The sequence below is a fragment of the Alkalimonas sp. NCh-2 genome (genome assembly GCF_039631345.1).
Lineage (GTDB): Bacteria > Pseudomonadota > Gammaproteobacteria > Enterobacterales > Alteromonadaceae > Alkalimonas > Alkalimonas mucilaginosa.
In genome coordinates this window covers 117,751-140,377 of sequence record NZ_JBDIUV010000004.1, presented here as the reverse complement: position 1 = coordinate 140,377, position 22,627 = coordinate 117,751, and the positions used below count along the sequence as shown (strand labels likewise).

Genomic DNA, 22,627 nt, shown 5'->3' with positions numbered 1-22,627 from the left:
TATCGACACAGATACCACCCGGGTTACTCCGCTGCAGTTAACAAGCTATGGCGCAACCGCATAATATCCACTCGGGGTTGCTGATCAATTTCCAGATAGAGCCGCTGCACATCGGCCGCATAACTAAAGGTGTTGTTCTCACTGATTTGCTCTGGCGACAGTTGGATCCTATCGGTCAGGATACCACTGTGCCAATCCAGATAACGCAGCACCAACTGCTCGGTGCTTTGCTGCAGAAAATACAGGCCGCTGCTGTCTGCGGTCCAGGCGTAGCTTGAGGTAAAGTCTTCGCCACTTAGCAGCTGCAACTCTTCCCCATCGGCGCTAAGTTGCCACAAGCCCAGGTTACGCCCTTTGGTGAAAAGCAGCCGCTCAGCATCCCACATCTGAGCCAACAAGCCGCCCTGAAAAGTGAGTTGTTGCACACTTTGGTCATGGCGATCAAAGCGGTATAGATTGCGATTGGAACTAAAGATCACAGCACTGTCGTCGTACCACCAGCTAGGCCGCACATGCCAACGCAGCCCGGTGTTTAAACTGGTTAACTTGCCGGTCGCCACCTCCAGCAAGGTGAGGGTATCGTGATCTTCCCCAGGGAAACGAGCTACAAAAGCGACCTGATCTCCTGAGTGCGACCAACGGGGGTATTTCACCCTGCTTTGTAAAAAAGTCAGTTGACGGCGATTCTGCATCGAAGCATCTGCCATCCATACTTCGGAGTAACCCGATTCATTGCTGATGTATACCAGAGCACCGCGCTTGCTGTTGTAATGCGGATTTTCAAAACGGTTATCCGATACCGTCAGTGGAAACAGTGCACTGACCAAACGCGGATTGATCGGTAGATATGCCAGTTGGGGCGCACTGCTCATGCTGTGAAAGAAAACCTCCCCACTGGCAGAGATCCGGCTTTGACCACCAAAGTCTTCCAACCCAAGGTTGGTAGTGGTACCACTTGCTAAGTCCAGCACAAAGCCCTGCCGCTGCCCATGATGCAAGGCTGCATACAGCACCTTATCCCCTGCGGGATGCCAGCTGATACCAATAATATCCTCTTCCCCAAAGGTTAACTGGCGTTCATCGCCGGTGGTCAGGTTGCGGACAAAAAGCTCTTCCGATAAGCGGTGCAACCGGCGGGTTAGCAACAGCTGCTGTCCATCCGGTGAGAATGCCAGATCCCGCACCCGGGCATCGCAGTGGTTCTGGCAGGCAATAGGCTCTACCCTGGCTTCTGGATTCAGCAGATCCAGCTGGTAAAGGCTGTTGCCTTCATCGGTATAAGGCCCGCTAAATACCAGATAACGCCCATCGGGTGATACATCCAGATAGACCCTGCTATGCCGGCTGCAACTGGCTAACGGTTCCTGATTCAGCGTCACCACATCCAGGCGTTTAATGGCGCAGACCCCGTCTACCGGTCTGCGGCTGGAGTAATAGAGGTAACGATTATCCGGTGACCACACCATGGCACCATCGCGGTTTTCACCAAACGTCAGTTGCTTAAAATCATTCGCACGGCTCAGTTCCACCAGGTACAGATTGGCTGCCTGATCAATTTTTTGCCAACTGAATGCCAGCAAACGACCATCCCGGCTTAACGCCGGATACATGGCCCGGCCATCACCCCGGGTAATGGCATCGAGCTGCCAGGCAGGTGCCGGCTTGCCGGCTTCAGAGTTTCCGGAAAATGGCCACTGCCACCAGAGCAAGCTTGCCAACAACACCCCAGCTCCCAAGGGCCACCAGCGCCACCAGGATGCCTCAGGTCCACTTTGTACTTGGACCGCTGGCCGGCTCTGGGGCTGCCCATTCATGTTGGATGCTGCAGCGGTAAAGTGCGGGGCTATATCCAGCCGATAGCCTTTTTTCCGCACCGTTACGATGCAATCGGGCAGGCCCATTTGCTGCAATTGATGCCGCAATTGCCAGATGGCATTGGTCAGGGCTTTCTCACCCACATAGTTGTTTCCCGCCCATACTGAGTCAATCAGCTCTTGCCGACTGACCAGCCGCGGGTACTGTTGTGCCAAAAATGCGAGGACCTCTATCGGTTTGAGCTGCATACAAACGGGCTCAGCCTTGCCATCAGATAAGGTCAGGCTGGCTTGATCCACCAAAATAGCACCAAGATAAAAGCAACTGCTCATCGGCTGTATGGGTACCAGAGGTTGTAGGTCGGTTAACATGGCAGACTGTAACAATTTTTCCTGCCCCTCTCAACAACAGCAATCACTGAGGTTGCCAAGACTCCCGGAGTGGGAGCCTTGGCACTGGTGATCAGAACTGATACCGTACGGCCCCATAAAAGGTCCGTCCAACCACATTGTAGCCGCTGTTGGTGCGGAAGTACGGTTGGCTGTTCCGGCTGGGGTGTCCTTCGACATACTGCGGTGGCATGGTATTGGTTAAATTATTAATACCCAGTGTCAAACGCAAATTGCGATTAAATTGATAACTGCCATTAAGATTCACCCTGGTGTAAGGTGCTAACTTGCTCCATACCCGCTCGGTGTATGCATTGTTATCCTCGTCACGCAAAGTCCAGGTATGCCAGCCTTCGGCGCTGCCAAGATAGTGCCAGCTCAGGTTCAGATTTAAATCATTCAGGCTGTAACGCACCGAGGCGCCCGCTTTCCAGGCTGGCAGATAGTCATCTTTGGTTTCATCAATGCGCTCGGCTTCGGCAAAGGACTGGTATTCTTTCTTCAGAGTATGGGAAAGATCTGCTTTCCAGCGCAGTCGACCATAGTCGCCTAAATCCATCCGGTACTCGACTTCAAAATCTATACCTTGCGATGCTTCATACGAACTATTGATTTCACCACGGCGCACACACAAGATATCCAGATAGTCATTGCCTTGTTGCTGCTGCATGATGTAACCAAGGCTTTCCAACTCACGGCAATTACTGGCCTGGCCCGTCATGTCATAAGCCGGGTTCTCCAGCACCCGCTGTACCGACTCCCGATAAACAGCCCCTGTTAACGAGATGCGCCAGTAATCCAGGCTCATGCTAAGATCGTCGGTCAATTGAGCCACTACGCCAAGATTAAAAAATTTGCCTTTTTCCTCTTCCAAATCAACATTACCGGCGGTAATGGACTCAAACTGATCGGTCACATCCGCTGGATGGTTTGGGTCGATGTGTTGATTGGTACTGGTAAATGAACGGCTGGGGCCAGCATACAACCGATGCAAATCCGGCGCCCGAAAACTTTTACCGCCATTAAGACGGAACAAGGTATTCTCGGTCGGCCGGTACACCAGGCCAGCTTGTGGGGTTAAAGCCCCGCCAACATCGGATTGATCATCATAACGGTCATAGCGCAGTGCCAGGCTGGCTTCCAGCTGCCCCCAACCGCCAGGCTGATCCAGCAATGGCAATGCCAGCTCACCGGCGGTTGCATACCGCTTGCGATCACCGCGGCCTTGCGTGCCCCCCTGTCCCAACAGATTATCGTTCAGGGTATGCTCGTCTTTGTGATCAAAGTACCATTCCCGCGCCCATTCGGCCGACCAGGCAAATTGCACAGTGCCTGCGGGCAATTCAAATAAATCACCGGTTAACACTGCAGAAAGCTGGTTCATGCCAGAGCCTGCATCGGTCAGGGTTTCAGCGTATAAATGTTCTACCTGAGCTGGTGTCATTTTATCCAGCGGGTACCATTTATCCGGGTTGGCCGAGTCGGCCGGATCAAAACTAATCACCTCAAGCAGACGATCAGCCCGCATCTGGTTGCGGCCAATACGCTCGAAAGTGCTTTTGCCATAGGCCCAGCTTAGCTCCAGATCATAGTCGCCAATGCGCCCCTGCAGGCCAATGGAGCTGTTCAGGCTTTTTTGCAAACCGGTGTAATCACGGCGCTGGCCGTAGTCATCCAACCGGCGGTATACCCGGAATTCACGGCTGCGCTCAAAGTCGCTGGCATCGTAGCTGTAAACACCAGGGTTGTCTCTATCCATATAAATGGTTGGGCTGATGCTCTTCTGACCATTCCCCCGGGTGGTTTCGCGATCACTGCCCTGCAGCATGATGTTGTAACTCCAGTCGGAGTTCAGCTCTCCCTGATGATTCATCACTAGGTTCCATTCTCTCTTGCCGGTATGCAAACTGGCATCTCGGTCCGAATCATAGCGACACTTATAACGACTTTCGTCATCGTTCCAGATGCCATAACTGCCAAACAGCTCCTGACACTGCTGCTCATTGGCCATAATGTATGTGGTCGCAGAACCCGACTGCCCCTGGTTGTGGAACACCCGGCTGTAATCGCGCAAGTAAGCCGAGGTAGAGCTGAAAGTGTCGGTGCCATCCGGCCCACCCACCTGGGTAAAATCGCGCTGGCCACGGCGCAGCATCTCATCATCCCGGTATTCCAGTACAAACATGGTCTGACCAAGACGGCTGTTCATGCCGTGCGTGAGTGTGGCCCGGCTTTTATCACGCCCACCTAATTGCGGATTTTCATGACGAAGATCCAATTGAGTACGCTCAAAGGTGCTTTTCAGAATAATATTGACCACACCGCCAATGGCATCGGAACCGTATATCGCCGAAGCACCACCACTTAAAATTTCGATGCGCTCAATGGCACTGGTTGGAAAGGTTGAAGTATCGACAAAGTTGCTGGAGCCACCGGTTGCCGTTGGGTATTGCGGTACCCGTTTGCCATTAACCAGGACCAGAGTACGGTTGGCTCCCATACCACGCATATTGATGGTGTTGGCTCCCTGGGTCCAGCTGCTTTCATTGCCCTCAATGGTACGGCCAGAGTTAAACACTGAGGCTTGCAGCAGCTCTTCGACGCTGGTAAAGCCACTGGCTTCAATCTCTGCAGCGCTGATCACCGTCACTGGGGCCACTCCTTCCAGATCCGTGCGCTTAATTCTGGAGCCGGTGACTTCTATCCGCTCTACCGTCTGTTCGATAGTGTCGCTGTCTGCGGCGTATATCGGGCTGGCTGTACCCAGCCCTAGCAAGCCACCGGCCATCGCCACCTGAATGGCCCACGTCAGTTGTTTCTTTCTGGTCATGATTTCAGTTCCTGTTCAATACACATTGTTGCTTTGTTATTTTGTAAGCGGGCGACTGCAGCCTGCCCACCGCCTGATGGCTTGGTCAGTCACTCCAGGGAGATGAAGAAAAACTGACCATTCCATCATTACCCGACAGGGTTGCAACACAATGCTTGCAGGCTCTTTTCTACACCGCTTCTATCTCTTTTGAATATCTATTGTTTATTTATCAATCAGTTGAAATGATATTGTCATCATTTTTCCCGGCATAGCGCAGCACATACTGCATCAGTTGCCGGGCAATATCGGTGTTGTCCTGAAAACCGGCGAAGTCTTGTTGCCACTTCCCATAAGCCAACACCGGTACATCCGCTGCAGTATGGCCAGTCGTGGTCCAGCCGGTATGGCTGGCCCGGTTGATCTGTTCAGTCAGCGCAAAGCGGAAAGCCCGCCGATCCAAGGTCCGAGCGGCAAAAAGCGAGGCCTGCACGTCTTCAGGCAACTCAATCGCGGTTAGCTCCATCCAGCGTTGATAAAACGCTGCAGCACTGTTCAGCGCCTGAAGTTCTTCTGCCAACGCTGCTGCTGTCATTTGTACTTGCATGATCACCTGTGGTAACCAGGCATAAATACCATCGGCACCAATCGACAGGCCGCCGGTTTCGTGATCCGCCGTAATCACCAGCAAGGTATCCGGATGCTGATCAACAAAGTGCTTCGCCACCGCAACCGCTTCGGCAAAGTCGGCCATTTCAGCCATGGCGCAAGCAATGTCATTGGCATGGCCACACCAATCAATCTGGCTGCCTTCTACCATTAATAAAAAACCCTGTTCATTGGGTGCCAGCAGTTTCAACGCTTTTTCCGTTAAGCGGGCCAGCGGCCTTGGCTCCGGGTTGTTCAGTGCCGATGGCAAGCCTTTTTCCGCCAACAAGGCCAATGCGGGCTTTTGTGTTAGCTGGGCCAGGTCCTGCCAGTTATCAGCATACTGATAGCCATTGGCTTTAAACTCAGCCACCAAATTGCGATCTTCACGGATAAAATACTCAGTACCACCGCCCAGAATCACATCTGCAACGATCTGACCATCGACCCGGTAATCCAGGTACATATCCGCAATGGCATCGTAATTACGCCGGCTTGGGTTATGTGCCAGAAATCCTGCAGGGGTAGCATGGTTCACCTGGGAGCTGGCAACAATGCCATTGGCTTTCCCCAGCCGCTTGGCCAATTGCATCATGGTGCCGATTGGCAGATGTTGCTGGTCGACCGCGATAGCACCATTGAAGGTTTTCACTCCCGTTGCCAGTGCTGTTGCCGAAGCAGCGGAGTCGGTGACAAAGGTGTTATCCGCCGGATAAGTGCTCGAGATACCAAGCCACAACTCGTCAAAAATAGTGGCTGCAACCTCAGCCGAAGGTTCTGTAGCCAGGTAGTAACGGTAAGCCGTCAGGTAATTGGCCCCCATACCATCCCCTATCATAAAGATAATGTTTTTAGGCGCGGTTGCTTCCCCGACCTGTCGCTCTGACGTTGGTATCTCAGTGCTGGTTAAGCTGCAACCAAGCAGCAGCGAGCTGGCCAGCAAGCCAGTCAAACAAGATGACATCTTCATAGGTTCTCCTTAAGTGTGCTGCGCGGACAGCAGCGTGCGTTACTGCAGTACCCGGATGGATTGCAAACGCAGTTGATCCAACGCCATATGGCTGTGACGGCCCGAACCGACCTGGCCACGAAAACGCAATTGAAACGCCGCTGTGGCCTCAAGTTGAATGCAGCTCTGACTCCAGGGGCTGTCTGCCTGATGCTGCTCACCAGCCATCTGCCAGAGGGTGTGCCAATCGGTTCCCGGTTGCCGTTGCTGCAACTGCAATTGCCCCATGGTGGCGCCATGCATATGGTAGGAAAAACAAAACTCCACCTTATTTTCCGAGTCCAGCCGGAACCAGGGGCTTAGCAGATGTGCAACGGCACCAGCACCGACACTGCCATTGAGATAAATAAAGTGTCGTCCATCAGCCGCGCCATGCTGGGGCCCACTGCGTCTGGTGCCGGTTGAAGGGGCTACTGTCCAGTTGGCATCATCGGTTACTACATCATTAAGCCAGCTGAATTGCTGCCAGGGTGCGGGTTCAAAACTTTCGTACAAGGGCAAAGCCGTCAGGGTCGGCATCTTTTGCTGATAAACTCCCCCTACCTGATGGCCAAGATAAAAACGGTCATTAATTAACGTGTGCTGCATGCGGCTTATCTGCTCGGGCGAGAAGTGCGTTCGGCACTCCGAGCGGCCGCGTGACATAAAGTTTCGGCCATCAGGTACGGGATCCAATGGCTCCTTTCCTATGTACTCGCAGCTTTGCGGATCGAAATCCCGGCGGCTTTCCACAGGATCGTAGGGGGTGTCGCACAGCAAATCGCCACTGTTCCAGCAGAAGGCTCCGAAGCGTGAACTGCTAAAGGTATGAAGTAAACCAAAGTAGTGCCCAACTTCATGGATCAAAGTGGTGTAAGGCAGGCGTGAAGCCCGCACAAAAACATAATCACGCTGACGGAACGGGAAGTTAGCCCGGCCATTGCCACTTAAAGAGTTCAGGTGAAATACATTGAGTGCGTTGGACACTGTCAACTCATCCAAGCTCTGCCAATAACTGTCACTATCCCAGCCCTGATACCAGTCATCCCTGTCGATGTAACGAATTTCCATGCTGAAAAAAAACAATCCGCTGCCTGCAAAAGCCTGATTTAATCGCTGCATGGCCTCGGCAATCGTTTGCTCCGATACAACCGCTTCTTGCCCCTGACTATCCCGGCTAACATGGTGCACCACCGGAATAGATGCTGCTGCCAGGGCAGATACCGGCAGCTGCAACAAAATAAAGGATGCCAACCACATCAGAATGACACAACAATACAACCGCATACACTGCTACTCCAACAATCAACAATAGCTCACGGCTACTGCCAGGCCACCAAGAGAAGTTTCTTTATAATGATGATGCATATCCCGGCCGGTGGCCTTCATCGCTGCCATCACTTTATCCAGCGATACCAGGGCTGGGTGCTGATTACGCAATGCCATACGGCTGGCATTGATCGCTTTCATCGCTCCCATCGCATTGCGCTCAATGCAAGGCACCTGTACCAGGCCAGCGACCGGATCGCAGGTAAGTCCCAGATGGTGCTCCATACCAATTTCCGCGGCCATCTCAACCTGCGCAACTGTACCGCCCAGCACAGCAGTCAATCCCGCAGCAGCCATGGAGCATGCAACCCCGACCTCGCCCTGACAGCCCACTTCAGCCCCGGAAATTGACGCGTTTTGTTTAAACAAGCCGCCAATGGCGGCAGCTGTCAGTAAAAACTGCGCCAAGGTCTCTTGCTGAAACGGCTGCACAAATTGATGGTAATAAGCCATCACTGCCGGCAATACCCCGGCAGCTCCATTGGTGGGAGCTGTCACCACCCGACCGCCGGCAGCATTTTCTTCATTAACCGCCATAGCGAAAGCATTCACCCAATCCATACAACGCATCGGATCGATGGAGGCCTCTGCCAGCAAACGCTGTTGCAAGGCAGCTGCCCGGCGTTTTAGCTGTAAACCACCCGGCAAGTCCCCATGCTGGGACAGCCCTCGCTGCATACAGCTTTGCATCGCCTGCCAAATCGCCTGCAGCTGTTCAGTCAGGGCCTGCCGGGATCTGAGTGCTTGTTCATTGGCCCACATTAACTGGGCAATGCTCTGGTTGTGCTGCCGGCAAAGCCTAAGTAAATCAGCGGCACTGCTAAAAGGGTAAGGTACGGTAGGACCCGTATGCTGAGATGGCTGTTGCAACTGTTGCTCTGTCACAACAAAACCGCCACCTATAGAGAAGTAAGTCTGGCGCAATACTTCGTTGTCTCCAACCAGGGCATGCAACGACATACCATTGGGGTGCAGTGATAAGTTTTTATCCCGGTGCAGCAGGATGGCCCCGGCTGGAAAGGCGATGGGCTGACAGCCGGCCAACATCAACTGTCCACTGCGCTCTACTTGCTGTAATAAAGCGGGCACCTGATCCGGCACCACTGCCTCTGGTGTCTCACCCAGCAAGCCCAGAATCACCGCCCGATCAGAGCCATGCCCGATGCCTGTCAAGCCGAGGGAGCCATACAGCTCTGCCCGTATCGCCGAGACCTGAGTGAACAGCTTTTGCTGGCGCAATAAGTCAATAAAGTGCAAAGCCGCCCGCATCGGGCCCACGGTATGGGAACTGGATGGGCCTATACCGATGCGAAACAACTCAAAACAACTGACAAAACTCATTCTTCCACCTCGGCTACGGCTGAAAACACCGGCACCGGCAAACGTTCGCCAGTCATAGTTCCACGATAAAACTGGCCCTCTTGCCACAGCAGCAGCTCGCCGCTTTCGCCGCGTTTGATATTGCTATCGACCGAGTACACCCGGCCATCAAAGTGTTGATAGACGCCATCCATGGAGGTATGACCCACCACCAGGTGGTGCACTCCTAAACGTTGCACCAGATCTTCGACCTGAGCAGCAGTAACTGCATCCCGCTCACGGAAGTAGCCACGAAACCAGAGCGGTCCCAGGCGGCCATAAAGAAAGGCCAGCAGTGGTTGTTCCATCAGCTCTGCCCGGGGAATCCCCAACGATTGACGATAGGCTTCATTGACCTCTTGCCGGCTCATACCCAGCGCCAGATAATCCGGGTGGACGCCAGCATGCATAATCAGCATATCATTCAGCTGTACCAGCACGGGTTTGCTGCGAAGCCAGCGCCCTAGTACGGTGTCGTCATTGAAGAGTTCGCTGTAGCTTACCCCCAGCAGTTGTTCAACCTGGCGGTATTTGGGATGGATGTAGCGTAAGTCGTTGTACAGTACCATGGTCTCATGGTTACCAAGCAGCAGATGCAAACGACCACCAGCAGCCTGAGCTTGCTGATCCAGCCGGTAAAACAGCCACAATAACTCGGTGACTTTGTCGCCGCGGTCCATCAAATCTCCGGCCAGTACCAGGTGGCCATCACCAAAGCTCCAGTTCAGTTCACTGTCCAGGATCTGATGCGCTTGCAGCAGTTGTACAGTTACCTGGTACTGGCCATGCAAGTCGCTAAAAATAGCAACCCTGGGTGCTGAGAACTTTATGTCGAGGCTGTCAGCGCTATTTTTATCATGCAACATCACAGCTTCACTTTGAGCACAACGTGCCGGGATCTGATTGGTCTGGGCGAGATTTAATTGCTGTTGCTGTACACTGCCCCGACAAATCCAACTGACTTGCAACGCATCTTCGGTGAGGTAACGGGCATAGGGGCCATCCTGCAATTGCAGCAAACGTAGATCCTCCACCGGTGCGGCTTCAGCCTCCAGCATGGTGAATAGCTGCAACAACAACAGGTAAGTTACTGTTGCTAACGCAATCAGCAACAATGGCACAATGGCACGACGCATAGCCATGGAACAGCCCTCCAGATACAAAACGAATGCTCAGCTGGCAGGGTGGAATAAAGCAGGATGAATCACCAGTGCTGAAGCTCCATTCTGCAACTGGTGATTGTCTTTTCTTTATCTATTGTTTATTTTTCAGTACGTTATGAAGTGATTTATACTTGTTGAAGCAGGCTACTGAGTGAAGGCCGGGTGGCTTGCTGGTAGAAGCCGGCAATCACCTGACTGCGACGTTGCAGTGTTTCGGTATCAGAATTGGCTGCAGTACCAGCAGTTGATACACGGATTTGCTCCTCGGCCGCTCTATTGGCCTTAACACGGCGCGGTGTTGCAGGTTCATCGCTGCGGGCAATAGCCTCTCTGGCCATCTCCGCTCTGGCGGCCAGCATCCGCCGGCTGGCCTCGGCGGCTATACGCCGATCGGCCGCTGAAGGCTCTGCGGGTGCTAATGCTGCTGCACGGACTTGCTGCATTTTTTGTGCTGTGGCCTGAGGATTGTCTGGGATTTCAGACAAATCAATTTGTACTTCACCGCCTACAGCGTACTGATTACCATCCGGGCCACGTTGATAGGTGTAGCTGGGGGCACTGGCGTATTGACCACCAACAGCCGCGTGCGCCTGTTCATGAGCGCGCACTTCCCGATCTCTGGCACGCAGTTCACGCAGTGCTTGTTGCTCTTTTTGCTCTGCTGCTTGCTGACGTTGTTGCTCATCGTCGGAGCGGCCTTGCTGATCCTGCGCCGCATCCTGTTCCCGACCACGCACAGCGGTATTGGTTTCGGTGTCGGCTGGCTCATTGCGCTGCGGGGTTTGACCGGGCTGTAACTGCTGCTGCCTCTTATCATCGCTAACCACTGGCTTTTCAGCCGAAGTTTTAGCCGCTTCCTGTACCGGCTCAAACAGATCCCGTCGCTGATTATCCCGTCGCGCCATCTCCGTTGCCGGATTGGCGGTATTCAGGCTGACATTAGGATAATTCGACGTGATTAGCATAGCAGCTAAGCCTTGGTGTCAATCAAGCTACCAAGCACACTGCTGGCCGTTTCAATGGAACGAACATTGGCTTGCGCCAACCGTTGCTGCACCACCAAATCAACCAGACTGGCTTCCAGACTGGGCAAGGTTGCCGCGCCCGGCGGTTCAGTATTGGCGAGGCTCTCTGCCACAGCCCCGGTCTGGGGCCGGGTTTGCCGGTTGATAGCAAGGGTACTTTGCGTGATACCATCACTGGCTGACTGCAGCCCCTGCATGCCAGAGGCAAAAGCCGATTGTATGTTCATACCTACCCCGCGTCACCTGACCACAATGGTTAATTATTAACCATTTTGAGTCAAAAATAAAGCTTGCTCGCCATGGCGCAGAGGTTAAGCCGGTAATTGCTGCCGGATCGACCTGAGCCAGGCCGTACTTTCTGTTGGATGCGAGATAAAAGGTGCATGCGAGGCATGGGCAAAGCAATGCGTTTTAGCCGTCGGCATGAGCAGCTGCAGGGCTTGTTCTGCTCCAATCGGTACCAGGGTATCCAAACGACCAAAGGCAGCGTATACCGGTAGTGGCAACCGGGCCAATTCAGTTCGCAAATCAGAGTCTTGCAGCAGTAGCAAACCACCGCTAACGGCTGCTGGCGATGGAGCAGGCAATTGCAAAATAGCATGGCGTAGCTGCTTGATATCCTCTTTGGCACTTGGACTGCCCATTGCCTGTATCGCCAGAAAACGCTGAATCGTCAATGCCATGTCTTTACTTAACTGCTGCTGGAATTGCGTAAAGACCTGCGCCGACATGCCTGGCCAATCCGGTTGCGCCATAAAACAGGGGGAAGCAGCCAGCAACGCCAGTGCCCGCACTTGCTGCGGATAGCGCCGGGCCAGCTCAATGCCAACCAAGCCTCCGAGTGACCAGCCACATACCACGGCTCTGTCTGGCAGTTGTGGCTGCAACAGCGTACAAATCGCAGCTAAACTATAAGGCTCAGGGCAGCCTGGGCTCAGACCAAAGCCCGGTAAATCCAGGGTATGTACTTGCCAGTCAGGCTGCAGCAATGGCAACCACTGCTGCCAGACCGCCTGATTCATACCCCAGCCATGCAGTAAAACCAGATCCGGCTTGCGCAACTTGCTCACGTAAAGCATACTCCATAAAAACACAAATAAACAATTATGCTACAAAAAGTCCTGCATCAACTAATGCCCAATCGCTGCTTGTGGTGCGATCTGCCAGTTCATAGTCCGGGCCAGCAAGTCTGCAATTGTTGTGAAGCAGCTTTGCCTGGTTTTGATATCGAGTTTTATCAAGGTAATTTGCTGTGGTTACCTGCCGTACAACAAGGCTTACCGAAGCTGTACGCCGAACGCTTGCTTAGCCTGAGCTGGTACCAACCACCTTTCGATTATGCCATCAGTCAGTGGAAGCTCCAACACCAGCTGGCTGCAGGACATTTTCTGCTGCAACAATTCCGACAGTTAGCACAGCGGTATCAGGCGGCCGGTTTTCCGCTACCCGACTGTCTTTGCTACATACCGATGCCGGCCTGGCGCTATCTGCGGCGGGGCTTTAACCAGGCCGAATTGCTGGCTCAGACACTGGCACAAACCTGGCAAGTACCAGTGCTGCCACTGCTGCAACGCCAACGTAGCGGCCAGCACCAACGGCTGCTAAAACGTGCGCAGCGTCAGCACAACAGTAAGCGGTTATTTCAGCTTAATCCGGCTTTTCGCAAGCAACTGCCGGAGCTTGGCCGGATCGCACTGGTGGATGATGTTATTACCACTGGTAGCACAGTGCAGCATGCCTGTCGCTGCCTGCAGCAAGGCGGTGCAACTCCGCTACAACTCTGGACTCTGGCGATTACAGCCAAAGACCGCAGAGCGCGCTGACTGGCATACTGCGCCGTTCGCTCTTACCAGTTTCCAACCCCGCTTACTCTTCGTCTTCAGCCTGACCTCTGGCATTGAAGGCATGCCCCAGATACATGGCATTGACCAGCAAGCGGCTGCTGCCCTTAAAGTAGCCACGAAATACCGGGTTATCCGTCATGGCAATCACCCGGCCCCGACCATGATTATGAGCCAGCAGAACAGCCGACTGAGCAATCCGGGGGACAAACTCAGGTGCCGTATAACCCGCCAAATGTGGCTGCTCACTGTACAAGGCAACGTTCACAAAAGGCGCAGACGATGGCTGCAACAGCAGGGTACTGTTTTTAAACACCGGTAGGCGCTCTCGCGGCAAACCAAAGGTCAGCGGATGGGTAGGATCCAATTCAGCTTCAAAAATAGCACCGGCGATACGCTGCCTGGCCGCTAGCGCTTCCTGATCACCATAACGCAACCCCTGATGCGAAATCATCCGGTTCATTTCTGCGGGCTGCCACAGTTGGGCTTGCAGTACATCGTGTTGCACCAGCCAGCTAAGAGCGCGCTTTTGTCCCCATAAAATACCGCCATTATTCAACCAGCGCTTTAAGTGTTCCTGCTCGGCACTGTTCCAGGCCTGATAATTACCATCTGGCAACACAATATGGCTGTAACGGCTTAGATCAATGCGACTAAAGCGCTCAGGCTCGACCATGCTTGGCGAAATACCGGCCAGCCGCTCTAAGTTGTACCACAACTCACCTGCTTCGGTTGAGTTCATGCCCGGCCCGGCGATAAGCAGCACTTCCGGCAATTGCACCGGCACAAAACGAAAGCTACCTAAGTCACTGCCCTGCGGTGTTAAGCCGGTTTGAATCGCGGCTACGGGTAAGGCAAAGCGCTGTTGTGCCGCTTGCAAACGGGCAAACCAGTCAGGTTGTTGCTGCAAGCCTGCAGGAATGAGTACCGAACCGGCAATAAAGGACTGAGGTCCGTCACTGGTAATGGCGGTAAAATCAGCCTGGGCCATCTTCACTTTGATGCCAGCTGCCAGTATGGTCTGCAACAACAAAGGCGCACGCTGATCCTGCCAGGAAAACGCATAGGCATAAGCGCCAGCTTCCGGCGCAACCACAGCCTGGATCACTTCAACCCAGGGTTCACTGGCCAGAGTACGGCCCGGATCACGCTGCACCCGACGAAACTCAATGTTGTAGGCATACGGCAAGGTCCAACTGGAAACATCGTAAAAGGTATTGTCCGGAAAGTTTCTCCGGGTGCTAAAAGCACCTTTAAGCAAGCGGTACTGAGGTTGTTGCAAAGGGACATAATAACTTTCCCCCGCTTTGTAGCTGTACTGGCCATCCTGCCAGTCTCGAGCCAGCGGATACACCTCGATTTGATGCTGCCGCAACAACCGCAGCAAGGCATGCAGCCGGCTTTTATCCTCAGACTCGGTTAACATGTAACCACGAAAGCTCTCCTGCCTGGCCTCAGTTTGCCCTAGCCGGAAAAAGTCCTGCTGATACCGTAGCAACTCAGTACGGTACTCCACCGCACCGCGAATGGTTGATAAAGACGTCAGCAACTGATTACGGATGGTGTGCTCAAAGGTCAGAACACCATGGATGGACTCCTGAGCGTGGCCCCGGCTACTGGCTTGTTCATACAAGATCCCGATAGCACCCGTCACATCCGGATAAGTTGAGCCTTTCCCAATGTAAAAATCGTCAAAGCTTTCTTCGGTGTAATACAACTCTTTCGCTTGATCCAGGCTGGCTGCATGGAACTCGGCCAGGGTGCGGGTTAGCTCAAAGTTGCGCTCGGGAGTCAGCGGATAATTACGGCTTGGGATCCCTGGCTGAAAGAAATAGGTGCTGTTGGTACCCATCTCATGAAAATCGGCCAGCACTTGCGGTAACCAGCGGTGATACTCGGCAATGCGGGCCTGGCTTTCGGGGTGTTGCAACAACAGCCAGTCACGATTTAAGTCAAACCAGTAGTGGTTTGGCCGACCATTGGGCCAGGGTTCCACATGCTCCCGGTGCTGCGGATCAGCTACCGGAGTACGGCCACGATGCATATTCACCCAGTGTGAGAAACGGTCGTGCCCATCCGGGTTTAGGCTGGGCTGTATTAAAATCACCGCCTCATCCAGCCATTGCTGCACTTCTTGCTCTTTGGCCGCAGCCAGATAATACGCCAAAGCCACAGCGGCATGAGCAGCACTGGGTTCATTGCCATGTACGCCATAACCTAGCCAAATCACTACCGGAGCATCAGCAGCCAGCGCCTGCCCCTGACTTTGTGCCAAATTTTGCTGACGAATACTGTCAAGCCGAGCCAGGTTGTGCTCGGAGGAGATCACCAGTTGCAGCAAAGGGCGCCGCTCATGGCTGTAGCCAATTTCTTGCAGAATCACCCGCGGGGATTGCGCCGCCAACCGTTCAAAATACAGTTGTATTTGATCGTGACGCCAATGCCATTCGCCCATAGCAAAACCTGCCGTTTGCGCTGGCGTTGGGATCTGTGGATCCAGCATACTTTCCGGCCAGACAGCAGATAGACGAAAACTGCAGGCAAGCAGCAGAAGAAGCAGGATTTTTTTCATAACAGACTCTCCAAAGACACTGTACTTAGTGTCCAATAAAGTAGGGACAAACTCAAGCTGGGCTGGAAACCGGTTGCAAGGAAGAGTATCATAGCTTATAACCTAGTAAATTAGTCAGGTACTACCGATGATTTCTATTTCCGAAAGCGCCCAAGGCCATTTTGTCAAACTGCTGGAAAAGCAACCGGCAGGTACCCATATTCGCGTTTTTGTTGTTAACCCCGGTACCGCCAGTGCGGAATGCGGCGTTTCCTATTGCCCACCGGATTCGGTCGAAGACAGCGATATTCAACTGCCTTTTAATGGCTTTTCAGCCGTGGTTGACGCCGAAAGCCAATCTTTTCTGGTCGATGCTGAAATCGATTTTGTTACCGATCAAATGGGTTCGCAGCTCACATTAAAAGCGCCGAATGCCAAAGTTCGCAAGGTGAGTGACAATGCGCCATTGCGTGAACGGGTACAATACATGATTGATGCCGAGATTAATCCACAGCTAGCCAATCATGGCGGTAATGTTAGCGTGGTGGAGCTGAGTGAAGCAGGTGTGGTCGTGCTGCAATTTGGCGGTGGCTGCAATGGTTGTGCCCAGGTTGATTTGACTTTAAAAGAAGGCATTGAAAAAGAGCTGCTAAATCGCTTTGCCGGTGAACTGACTGGTGTGAAAGACATTACTGAACACCAGCGTGGTGAACATTCCTACTACTAAGACGATTTTTGAGGTGCGGCCATGAAACTCACCCTTCCTACGCTTTTACTGCTTGGGTTGACAGCACTGCTGCCAGCCCATGCGGCCGTGATTTTGATCTATCATCATATCGCTGATACAACGCCCAGAGTCAGCAGCACTACGGAAGACGAACTGCGCCAGCATTTGACGCATCTGCAGGAACATGGCTTTGAAGTCATAGGACTGGATATACTGCTTAACAAACTGCAAGCCGGCGAGTCGGTACCGCACAATGCTGTCGCCATCACCTTCGATGATGGTTACGCCAACAATTACACCGCTGCGCATCCTATCCTGATGGAGTTTGGCGTGCCCTATACCATCTTTATCAGCCCCGGCGATATCGATAGTCGTACCGGTCCGGTGTTAAGCTGGGAGCAGATCCGCCGCATGAGTGACGATGGCGTGCTGGTCGCCAACCATGCCATGCAGCATGAAAAAATGGCTCAGCCTGAGCCGGGGGAGTCCGAAGCGGACTGGCTTAAGCGGATGCAGCAAAGCATACTGGATGCTGAGCGCCGTATCAAAGAAGAAACCGGCCAAAGCCATCGTTACCTGGCTTACCCTTATGGTGAATTCAGCCCGAAACTGGAGGCCTTGGTCAAAGAGCTTGGCTTTATTGGTATTGGCCAGCAATCAGGTGCGGTCGGCCCCAGCACCAAGCTCACCCGGGTGCCGCGCTTTCCTGCCGCCGGGCGTTTTGCTGAGATGTCGGATTTGGCACAGAAACTGCGCACTCTACCTTTTACCATCCTAGAGCATGTGCAAGCCGATCCTATAGTGCAAAGTGGGCAAAATCCCCCTACCCTGTCGCTGCGTTTGCAAGTCGAGGATTTCCGCCCCTCGCAGCTGCGCTGTTATGCCGGTATGGAAGTGATCGAACCGGATTGGCTGGAGGATGGCCAAACCTTTGTTGCCAGCGCCAGCAAACCGATGAACCGAGGTCGCAGTCGTTACAACTGCACAGCCCCATCCATCAGTAAAGCCGGCTACTTTTACTGGTACTCGCAGCCCTGGCTTTATGGCCGCTCCAGTGATTAATCGCTGGATGCAGCACCAAGCAAGGACGTCGTTATGACCGCGTGGCTGCTTCTGCTTGTACTTAGTTCTCCGGCTCCTGATGCCGCATCACCCTATTGCCAACGTGCGGATAGAGCCGCCTTTTCCGAACAGGCCACAGCTGCTGTCAAGGATATTCGGTACCATCCACGCTATTGCCTGATGGCAAAGCGCGAGCCGGCTGAAGGGGCTCTGATTACCCACAGCGAGCATGCTGGCCGTATGATCCGGCAACTGAGCAGAGCGATGCGACAGCTCACACCAGAGGATCAAGTAGCCTTGGCCGATGCGGTGATGTATCGTGCCAGCCGACGTTTTTGGCTTTCGGTGCCACCCCATAGCCAAGGCAGTGTTGTTGCTGCCGCCCTTCGAGAAAACGACCGCGTGATGTACTTTGGGCTGCGGTTCTTTCAGCCAGAGCAGCAGGTGTTACTGGATGACTGGTGGGCTTATCTGCAACAAGGTGATTTTCAGCGAAGCTATCAGCCGCATATTACCCGGCTGGCGGAGTCTATCTTGTATAATGAGCTCGCCAGAGCCCGCGCAGCAGCTGCAGAGCGTCAGCAGTTTCACTGCAGCCTCGGGACAACCCTATCGGACCTTCCGGGCCACCGGGCGGTTTTTCCGGCTTTGTTTTCTCCGCGCTATTGCCTGATGCTGGAGCCAAGCAATGCAGAGGCTCAGTACCTGGCTCCCCTTACCGTAGAAGGCTTAGGCACGCGCTTTATGGATGCCCTGACCAAACTGGAGACGGTAGAGCAGCAAGCCAATTTTATTGATCTCTTCCTGCGCACGCTTAGCCGGCTCAACTGGACCAGCATGGAGCTACCCGCACAGCATGCAGCAGAACAAGGGACTATCCGGGTGCATTTTGCCAGCAACAGGCCTGAACGACTGCAGCAGCCTTACCTTGAAATTCAGCTATTTGGCGAGGAAGCTAATGCAGAGCTGGCACACACTCTGCTGCAGTTGCAACTGACAGATCAATTTCGCTATCCCTGGCCAATACCCAGGCTGGTTGATTTAGTGCTTTTTGCCAGCGAGGCAGAGCAGCCCAGAGCGCCACCCCCAGCAGCCCATTAACCCCGTCTGAGCTGGCGAATAACCCAGGGGAAATCGGCCAGCAGATCCTCGCTGCGCACTGTTGGTACCCGCCCTTCTGCCAGCTCTGGCTTGAACATCGCCACCAACTGACCTTTGGGATTGATCAAGACAATGGAAGCACTGTGATCCACCAGATAATACTCATCGGTGGTGCTGGACATGGCATACATCAGCCCTAACTGACGCACAAAGGGAAACAGTTGATCATGACCGGCCGTTACCCCGGTAATGGCTGCCTGCTGGAAATACTGCACATAGCTGGCCATTTGCTGTGGCGTGTCGCGATTCGGATCCACCGACACAAACCAGATATTCAGCGGTTCCGACACATGCTGTTGCAGCTCATCATGCAAACCGGCCAGTTGTGCCAGCGTCAGCGGACAAATATCTGGACAGTAAGTATAGCCGACAAAAGCCAGGGTCCACTGACCATACAGCTGCTCGCGGGTGACCGCAGAACCGGTATGGCTGGTTAAGCGGAAGTCAGCCAGAACCCTGGGTTGAGGATACAGCAAGGTATGCTCGGGCGTATGGCTGGGCTGTAGGAAATGGTAACCGACAAAGCCGGCAACCAGCGCCAGCAAGGCAATCAGCGGATAAAATATCTTATTGGCCATAGATAGGTGCTATTTTCAGATAGTGGTCCAGCAAGAGTACCAGAAAAAGCACCATCAAATGAACAATCGAAAAGCGGAACATGGCCATCGCCTGGCCTGCGGTATCGGCAAACTTTAAACGCCAGGCGTGCTGCATAAAGCGCAGGTTCAGCAAACAAGCCCCGACCAGATAAATCAACCCCGTCATCCCCACCACATAAGGCAATAGGCACACAATAAACAGCATGATGGTGTAGAGCAAAATAGCGCTTTTGGTAAATTCGATGCCATGGGTCACCGGCAACATCGGCATATTGACCTTGGCGTAATCATCGCGGCGGTGAATAGCCAGCGCCCAGAAATGCGGTGGCGTCCAGGTAAAGATAATCATTACCAGCAAAAGTGCATAACCGTGCAACTCACCAGTAACCGCAGTCCAGCCCAGCAGCGGCGGCATAGCGCCGGCCAGGCCTCCAATCACGATATTCTGTGGTGTAGCGCGCTTTAAAAACATGGTGTACACCACCGCATAACCAAACAGGCTGAGTAACGTCAGCCAGGCGGTTAACGCATTCACGCCCAGATACAGCATGGCAAAGCCACTGCTTGCCAGCACCAGAGCAAAAGCGATGGCCTGGCTGGAACTGATGCGCCCTTTCGCTACCGGCCGGCTATGGGTGCGCGCCATTTTGGCATCAATTTTCTGATCGACCACATGATTTAAAGTGGCTGCGGCAGCGGACAATAAACCGATCCCGAGTGTTGCCAGCAGCATCATGGCTAAATCGGGTAAACCTGGCGCTGCCAGCATCATACCCACCCAGGCTGTCAGCACCAGCAAAGCCACCACCTTGGGTTTGGTCAGTTCGAGATAGTCGCGCCAACTGGTAATAGCATGGCGATTCAGTGGTTTAGCAATGGCCATGATCAATTCTCCTGTGCCCTGGTACGGTGACGGAACTGATACAGGATCAGCACCATGCATAGCAATAAATTTGCCCCGACAAAATTATGGGCCACTGCATTGAGCAGTGGTAAGTGCAGCACAACATTAAGCACCCCCAATACAAACTGTAGTAGTAAAATTGCCGCCAGCGCCAATGCCAACTTTTTCATCAATGTCATTTTGGCCCGTCGCCAGAGCAAAACGCTGAACAAACCCGTGATCAACAAAGTGATACCAGCACCAATACGGTGAAAGGCATGAATGGTCTGACGAGCATCTTGTGACATCACGCCAAACTCATAATCGTCATAGCCCAGATGCAAGCTAAAAGCCTCACCCAGCGCCAATCGGCTGGCCCAGCCTGGTTCACAAACGGGTAACTCGAGGCATGCCAGGGCCGCGTAGTTGGCTGCAGTCCAGCCGCCAAGAGCAATTTGCAGTGCCACCACCACAGTGGTCAGTACTGCCAGAGGTTTTAATTTTTGTAACTGTGGCTCCATGCCTTGCAGTAGCTGTGGCCGCAGTTGCAACCAATACAGGCCGAGTAAGCAAAGCAAAGTGAAACCACCCATCAAATGCGCCATCACCACGATAGGTAACAAGCTCAGTGTTACCGTCCACATGCCAAGCGCAGCCTGGAAAATTACCAGCGCAGCCAACATAGTTGGCAACAGGCGAGGCACCTTAGTTTTGCCAAACCAACTGATAAAGAAGATAGCAGCAATCATCAGCCCCAAAGTACCGGCAAAATAACGGTGGATCATCTCATTCCAGGCCTTAAAGGGCTCCAGTGGCCGCTCCGGAAAAGCCATTTCAGCCTGAGCGATGCGACTTTCTGTCATCGGTACCTTAATAAATCCGTAGCAGCCGGGCCAGTCCGGACAGCCCAGCCCCGCATCGGTGAGCCGGGTATATGCGCCGAGAATAATCACCAGCATGGTCAGCAAAATAGTCCAGCTGGAAAGTTTTTGCAGCAATGTCTTGTTCATACCCGGATCCGATCGTAGTTCATCAGTTTTAATAGATCAGTGCGAATATCACGGGCAATGTCTGCCGGTGCATGATCCGCATCTGGCAACGGATAACGCAGTAATACCAGTCCTTGCACATCGACGATGACGATGTAATTCTGAATAGCAACAGCGTCGGCAGGTGCAGGAGTTTGGCGCTGAAATACCGGAAACTGTTGCAAAACTGCTTCCGCCGAGCCATCTGCCAGCAATACCGGCTGCACCTGAACTTGCTTGCGTCCCAGCCCGATAAACAGCTGTTGCACCGTATGCAGTGCCTGTTCACACTGTTGCTTGCACTGCTCAGCAGGCACCACCGCCAGACGCCAGACTTTTTCGTGTGCCTCAAGGGCAGGCAGTACAAAGATTTCCTCCGACAGCCACTCCCCTTTACTGACAGTACCACCTTCAAACCAGCCAAAGTGCAACGCCAACTTTGCCAGCAGCAATGGCAGTAAACACAGAGGCAGGAAAATACTCAGGAATTTCGTTTTATTCATTGGTTTCCTCTTTACGCAAACTGGCAGCCAGTGCCACACCCAGTACCGCAACCGCCAGCAAAAACCATTGCAGCGCATAGCCACGGTGTTTTTCCGGTAGCATTACCACAGGTTGATAATGCGACAGAAAGGGGCTCCCTTCCATTTGGTAAATTACCGCAGGCAATGCTGGCTCAGGTAAGTAGGGGTTTAGACTCTCCAGTTCAATCTGTTGGATACGCATTGGCCAATCCGTGCCAGGTTCCAAGTTTTGTCCCAACCTGAAGCTACCAAATGAGGTTCTGAGCACTCCTCGCACAGACAATTGTGCCGGAATCGTGATCTCAGGTAACTCAGTGCGGTTCTGTGCCGCCTCTACCCAGCCCAGATTCACCAGTACAGGCGGATCAAAGCGATTAAATTGCACCGGAATAATCACATCATAACCAATCCGGCCCTGCACAATTTTGTTGTCCTGTAACCATACCATCGGAGAAAGCCAGCGTCCTTCGTCGGCAAATTGCACCAGGTCCATATCCTGCAAAGGGTGCTGGCGTAGTTGCAGCCAGTCCAATGGGCCTTCCGCTTGCCAACTGGCCAGTTGTTGCAGCTGAGTGGCTTTTTCGCTGGCACGGCTTAGCTGCCAGCAGCCAAGCTTGATTAAAACGGCAAATACCGTCAAAGTGATTAACAACCAGACGGGATGCACCCGCACAGCGGCCCCTGCAACATTAAAATGCATCACACCAATCCAGGAGATCAAACATT

19 protein-coding genes are annotated in these 22,627 nt (G+C 53.3%); 4 read left to right on the top strand and 15 right to left on the bottom strand.

Annotation, left to right across the window (positions count from 1 at the left end):
• Window positions 1-23 precede the first annotated feature (23 nt).
• The 9 genes from ABC502_RS12090 to bioH all read right to left on the bottom strand — a co-directional run bounded on the left by ABC502_RS12090 (window position 24) and on the right by bioH (window position 12,595).
• On the bottom strand, window positions 24-2,186 hold the full coding sequence (locus tag ABC502_RS12090; protein WP_345916058.1) for a winged helix-turn-helix domain-containing protein: 2,163 nt from the start codon (window positions 2,184-2,186) through the stop codon (window positions 24-26).
• Window positions 2,187-2,277: 91 nt separating this feature from the next.
• A complete protein-coding gene (locus ABC502_RS12085) occupies window positions 2,278-5,034 on the bottom strand; it encodes a TonB-dependent receptor (RefSeq protein ID WP_345916057.1) in 2,757 nt (918 codons plus the stop codon).
• Window positions 5,035-5,245: 211 nt separating this feature from the next.
• Window positions 5,246-6,631: an alkaline phosphatase gene (locus ABC502_RS12080; protein WP_330088742.1), complete on the bottom strand. Its 1,386-nt coding sequence runs from the start codon at window positions 6,629-6,631 to the stop codon at window positions 5,246-5,248.
• A gap of 39 nt (window positions 6,632-6,670) precedes the next feature.
• Window positions 6,671-7,936 carry a M43 family zinc metalloprotease gene (locus ABC502_RS12075; protein WP_330088743.1) on the bottom strand — a complete coding sequence of 422 codons (1,266 nt, stop codon included), beginning with the start codon at window positions 7,934-7,936 and terminating at the stop codon, window positions 6,671-6,673.
• Between the two features lie 18 nt (window positions 7,937-7,954).
• Window positions 7,955-9,319, bottom strand: a complete 1,365-nt coding sequence (locus tag ABC502_RS12070) for an L-serine ammonia-lyase (RefSeq protein ID WP_345916056.1) — start codon at window positions 9,317-9,319, stop codon at window positions 7,955-7,957.
• Window positions 9,316-10,479, bottom strand: a complete 1,164-nt coding sequence (locus ABC502_RS12065) for a metallophosphoesterase (RefSeq protein ID WP_330088745.1) — start codon at window positions 10,477-10,479, stop codon at window positions 9,316-9,318. The genes ABC502_RS12070 and ABC502_RS12065 overlap by 4 nt, the downstream gene beginning before the upstream one ends.
• A gap of 146 nt (window positions 10,480-10,625) precedes the next feature.
• Window positions 10,626-11,465 (bottom strand): putative metalloprotease CJM1_0395 family protein, encoded by an 840-nt coding sequence (locus ABC502_RS12060; protein WP_345916054.1) that lies wholly within the window; start codon window positions 11,463-11,465, stop codon window positions 10,626-10,628.
• Between the two features lie 5 nt (window positions 11,466-11,470).
• The gene (locus tag ABC502_RS12055) at window positions 11,471-11,752 is read right to left on the bottom strand and encodes an excinuclease ATPase subunit (protein WP_345916053.1); all 282 of its coding nucleotides are present in this window, start codon (window positions 11,750-11,752) and stop codon (window positions 11,471-11,473) included.
• Between the two features lie 84 nt (window positions 11,753-11,836).
• A complete protein-coding gene (gene bioH, locus ABC502_RS12050; RefSeq protein WP_345916052.1) occupies window positions 11,837-12,595 on the bottom strand; it encodes a pimeloyl-ACP methyl ester esterase BioH in 759 nt (252 codons plus the stop codon).
• Between the two features lie 36 nt (window positions 12,596-12,631).
• On the opposite strand from bioH, the gene ABC502_RS12045 reads away from it, so the two are divergent.
• Complete coding sequence (locus ABC502_RS12045) at window positions 12,632-13,348, top strand: ComF family protein (RefSeq protein ID WP_330088749.1); 717 nt, start codon at window positions 12,632-12,634, stop codon at window positions 13,346-13,348.
• Between the two features lie 43 nt (window positions 13,349-13,391).
• Here the strand turns inward: ABC502_RS12045 and ABC502_RS12040 are convergent, their stop codons facing one another.
• Entirely contained in the window at window positions 13,392-15,938 is a 2,547-nt protein-coding gene (locus ABC502_RS12040) for a M14 family zinc carboxypeptidase (RefSeq protein ID WP_330088750.1), read from the bottom strand.
• Window positions 15,939-16,065: 127 nt separating this feature from the next.
• On the opposite strand from ABC502_RS12040, the gene nfuA reads away from it, so the two are divergent.
• Genes nfuA through ABC502_RS12025 form a run of 3 tightly spaced genes read left to right on the top strand, consistent with a single transcriptional unit; the run spans window position 16,066 to window position 18,807 of the window.
• Complete coding sequence (gene nfuA / locus ABC502_RS12035) at window positions 16,066-16,644, top strand: Fe-S biogenesis protein NfuA (protein WP_345916051.1); 579 nt, start codon at window positions 16,066-16,068, stop codon at window positions 16,642-16,644.
• Between the two features lie 21 nt (window positions 16,645-16,665).
• Window positions 16,666-17,706 (top strand): polysaccharide deacetylase family protein, encoded by a 1,041-nt coding sequence (locus tag ABC502_RS12030; protein WP_345916050.1) that lies wholly within the window; start codon window positions 16,666-16,668, stop codon window positions 17,704-17,706.
• Between the two features lie 33 nt (window positions 17,707-17,739).
• A complete protein-coding gene (locus ABC502_RS12025; RefSeq protein ID WP_345916049.1) occupies window positions 17,740-18,807 on the top strand; it encodes a hypothetical protein in 1,068 nt (355 codons plus the stop codon).
• Here ABC502_RS12025 and ABC502_RS12020 read toward each other — a convergent pair.
• From ABC502_RS12020 to ABC502_RS12000, 5 genes are read right to left on the bottom strand one after another with little or no spacing between them, the layout of a single operon-like run.
• Window positions 18,804-19,445, bottom strand: coding sequence for an SCO family protein (locus tag ABC502_RS12020; protein WP_330088754.1), 642 nt, complete (start codon window positions 19,443-19,445; stop codon window positions 18,804-18,806). The genes ABC502_RS12025 and ABC502_RS12020 overlap by 4 nt on opposite strands.
• A complete protein-coding gene (cyoE, locus tag ABC502_RS12015; protein WP_330088755.1) occupies window positions 19,435-20,349 on the bottom strand; it encodes a heme o synthase in 915 nt (304 codons plus the stop codon). The genes ABC502_RS12020 and cyoE overlap by 11 nt, the downstream gene beginning before the upstream one ends.
• Before the next feature lie 2 nt (window positions 20,350-20,351).
• The gene (locus ABC502_RS12010; protein ID WP_345916048.1) at window positions 20,352-21,359 is read right to left on the bottom strand and encodes a COX15/CtaA family protein; all 1,008 of its coding nucleotides are present in this window, start codon (window positions 21,357-21,359) and stop codon (window positions 20,352-20,354) included.
• Window positions 21,356-21,880 carry a hypothetical protein gene (locus tag ABC502_RS12005; RefSeq protein ID WP_330088757.1) on the bottom strand — a complete coding sequence of 175 codons (525 nt, stop codon included), beginning with the start codon at window positions 21,878-21,880 and terminating at the stop codon, window positions 21,356-21,358. The genes ABC502_RS12010 and ABC502_RS12005 overlap by 4 nt, the downstream gene beginning before the upstream one ends.
• A complete protein-coding gene (locus ABC502_RS12000) occupies window positions 21,873-22,601 on the bottom strand; it encodes an SURF1 family protein (RefSeq protein WP_345916047.1) in 729 nt (242 codons plus the stop codon). Before ABC502_RS12000 ends, ABC502_RS12005 begins: the two co-directional genes overlap by 8 nt.
• Between the last annotated feature and the right edge of the window lie 26 nt (window positions 22,602-22,627).

Excerpts from the sequence above, each read along its gene's own strand:
- ABC502_RS12090 (WP_345916058.1), bottom strand. The coding sequence starts at position 2,186 with ATGTTAACCGACCTACAACCTCTGGTACCCATACAGCCGATGAGCAGT.
- ABC502_RS12085 (WP_345916057.1), bottom strand. The coding sequence starts at position 5,034 with ATGACCAGAAAGAAACAACTGACGTGGGCCATTCAGGTGGCGATGGCC.
- ABC502_RS12080 (WP_330088742.1), bottom strand. The coding sequence starts at position 6,631 with ATGAAGATGTCATCTTGTTTGACTGGCTTGCTGGCCAGCTCGCTGCTG.
- ABC502_RS12075 (WP_330088743.1), bottom strand. The coding sequence starts at position 7,936 with ATGCGGTTGTATTGTTGTGTCATTCTGATGTGGTTGGCATCCTTTATT.
- ABC502_RS12070 (WP_345916056.1), bottom strand. The coding sequence starts at position 9,319 with ATGAGTTTTGTCAGTTGTTTTGAGTTGTTTCGCATCGGTATAGGCCCA.
- ABC502_RS12065 (WP_330088745.1), bottom strand. The coding sequence starts at position 10,479 with ATGGCTATGCGTCGTGCCATTGTGCCATTGTTGCTGATTGCGTTAGCA.
- ABC502_RS12060 (WP_345916054.1), bottom strand. The coding sequence starts at position 11,465 with ATGCTAATCACGTCGAATTATCCTAATGTCAGCCTGAATACCGCCAAT.
- ABC502_RS12055 (WP_345916053.1), bottom strand. The coding sequence starts at position 11,752 with ATGAACATACAATCGGCTTTTGCCTCTGGCATGCAGGGGCTGCAGTCA.
- ABC502_RS12045 (WP_330088749.1), top strand. The coding sequence starts at position 12,632 with ATGCTACAAAAAGTCCTGCATCAACTAATGCCCAATCGCTGCTTGTGG.
- ABC502_RS12040 (WP_330088750.1), bottom strand. The coding sequence starts at position 15,938 with ATGAAAAAAATCCTGCTTCTTCTGCTGCTTGCCTGCAGTTTTCGTCTA.
- nfuA (WP_345916051.1), top strand. The coding sequence starts at position 16,066 with ATGATTTCTATTTCCGAAAGCGCCCAAGGCCATTTTGTCAAACTGCTG.
- ABC502_RS12030 (WP_345916050.1), top strand. The coding sequence starts at position 16,666 with ATGAAACTCACCCTTCCTACGCTTTTACTGCTTGGGTTGACAGCACTG.
- ABC502_RS12025 (WP_345916049.1), top strand. The coding sequence starts at position 17,740 with ATGACCGCGTGGCTGCTTCTGCTTGTACTTAGTTCTCCGGCTCCTGAT.
- ABC502_RS12020 (WP_330088754.1), bottom strand. The coding sequence starts at position 19,445 with ATGGCCAATAAGATATTTTATCCGCTGATTGCCTTGCTGGCGCTGGTT.
- cyoE (WP_330088755.1), bottom strand. The coding sequence starts at position 20,349 with ATGGCCATTGCTAAACCACTGAATCGCCATGCTATTACCAGTTGGCGC.
- ABC502_RS12010 (WP_345916048.1), bottom strand. The coding sequence starts at position 21,359 with ATGAACAAGACATTGCTGCAAAAACTTTCCAGCTGGACTATTTTGCTG.
- ABC502_RS12005 (WP_330088757.1), bottom strand. The coding sequence starts at position 21,880 with ATGAATAAAACGAAATTCCTGAGTATTTTCCTGCCTCTGTGTTTACTG.
- ABC502_RS12000 (WP_345916047.1), bottom strand. The coding sequence starts at position 22,601 with ATGCATTTTAATGTTGCAGGGGCCGCTGTGCGGGTGCATCCCGTCTGG.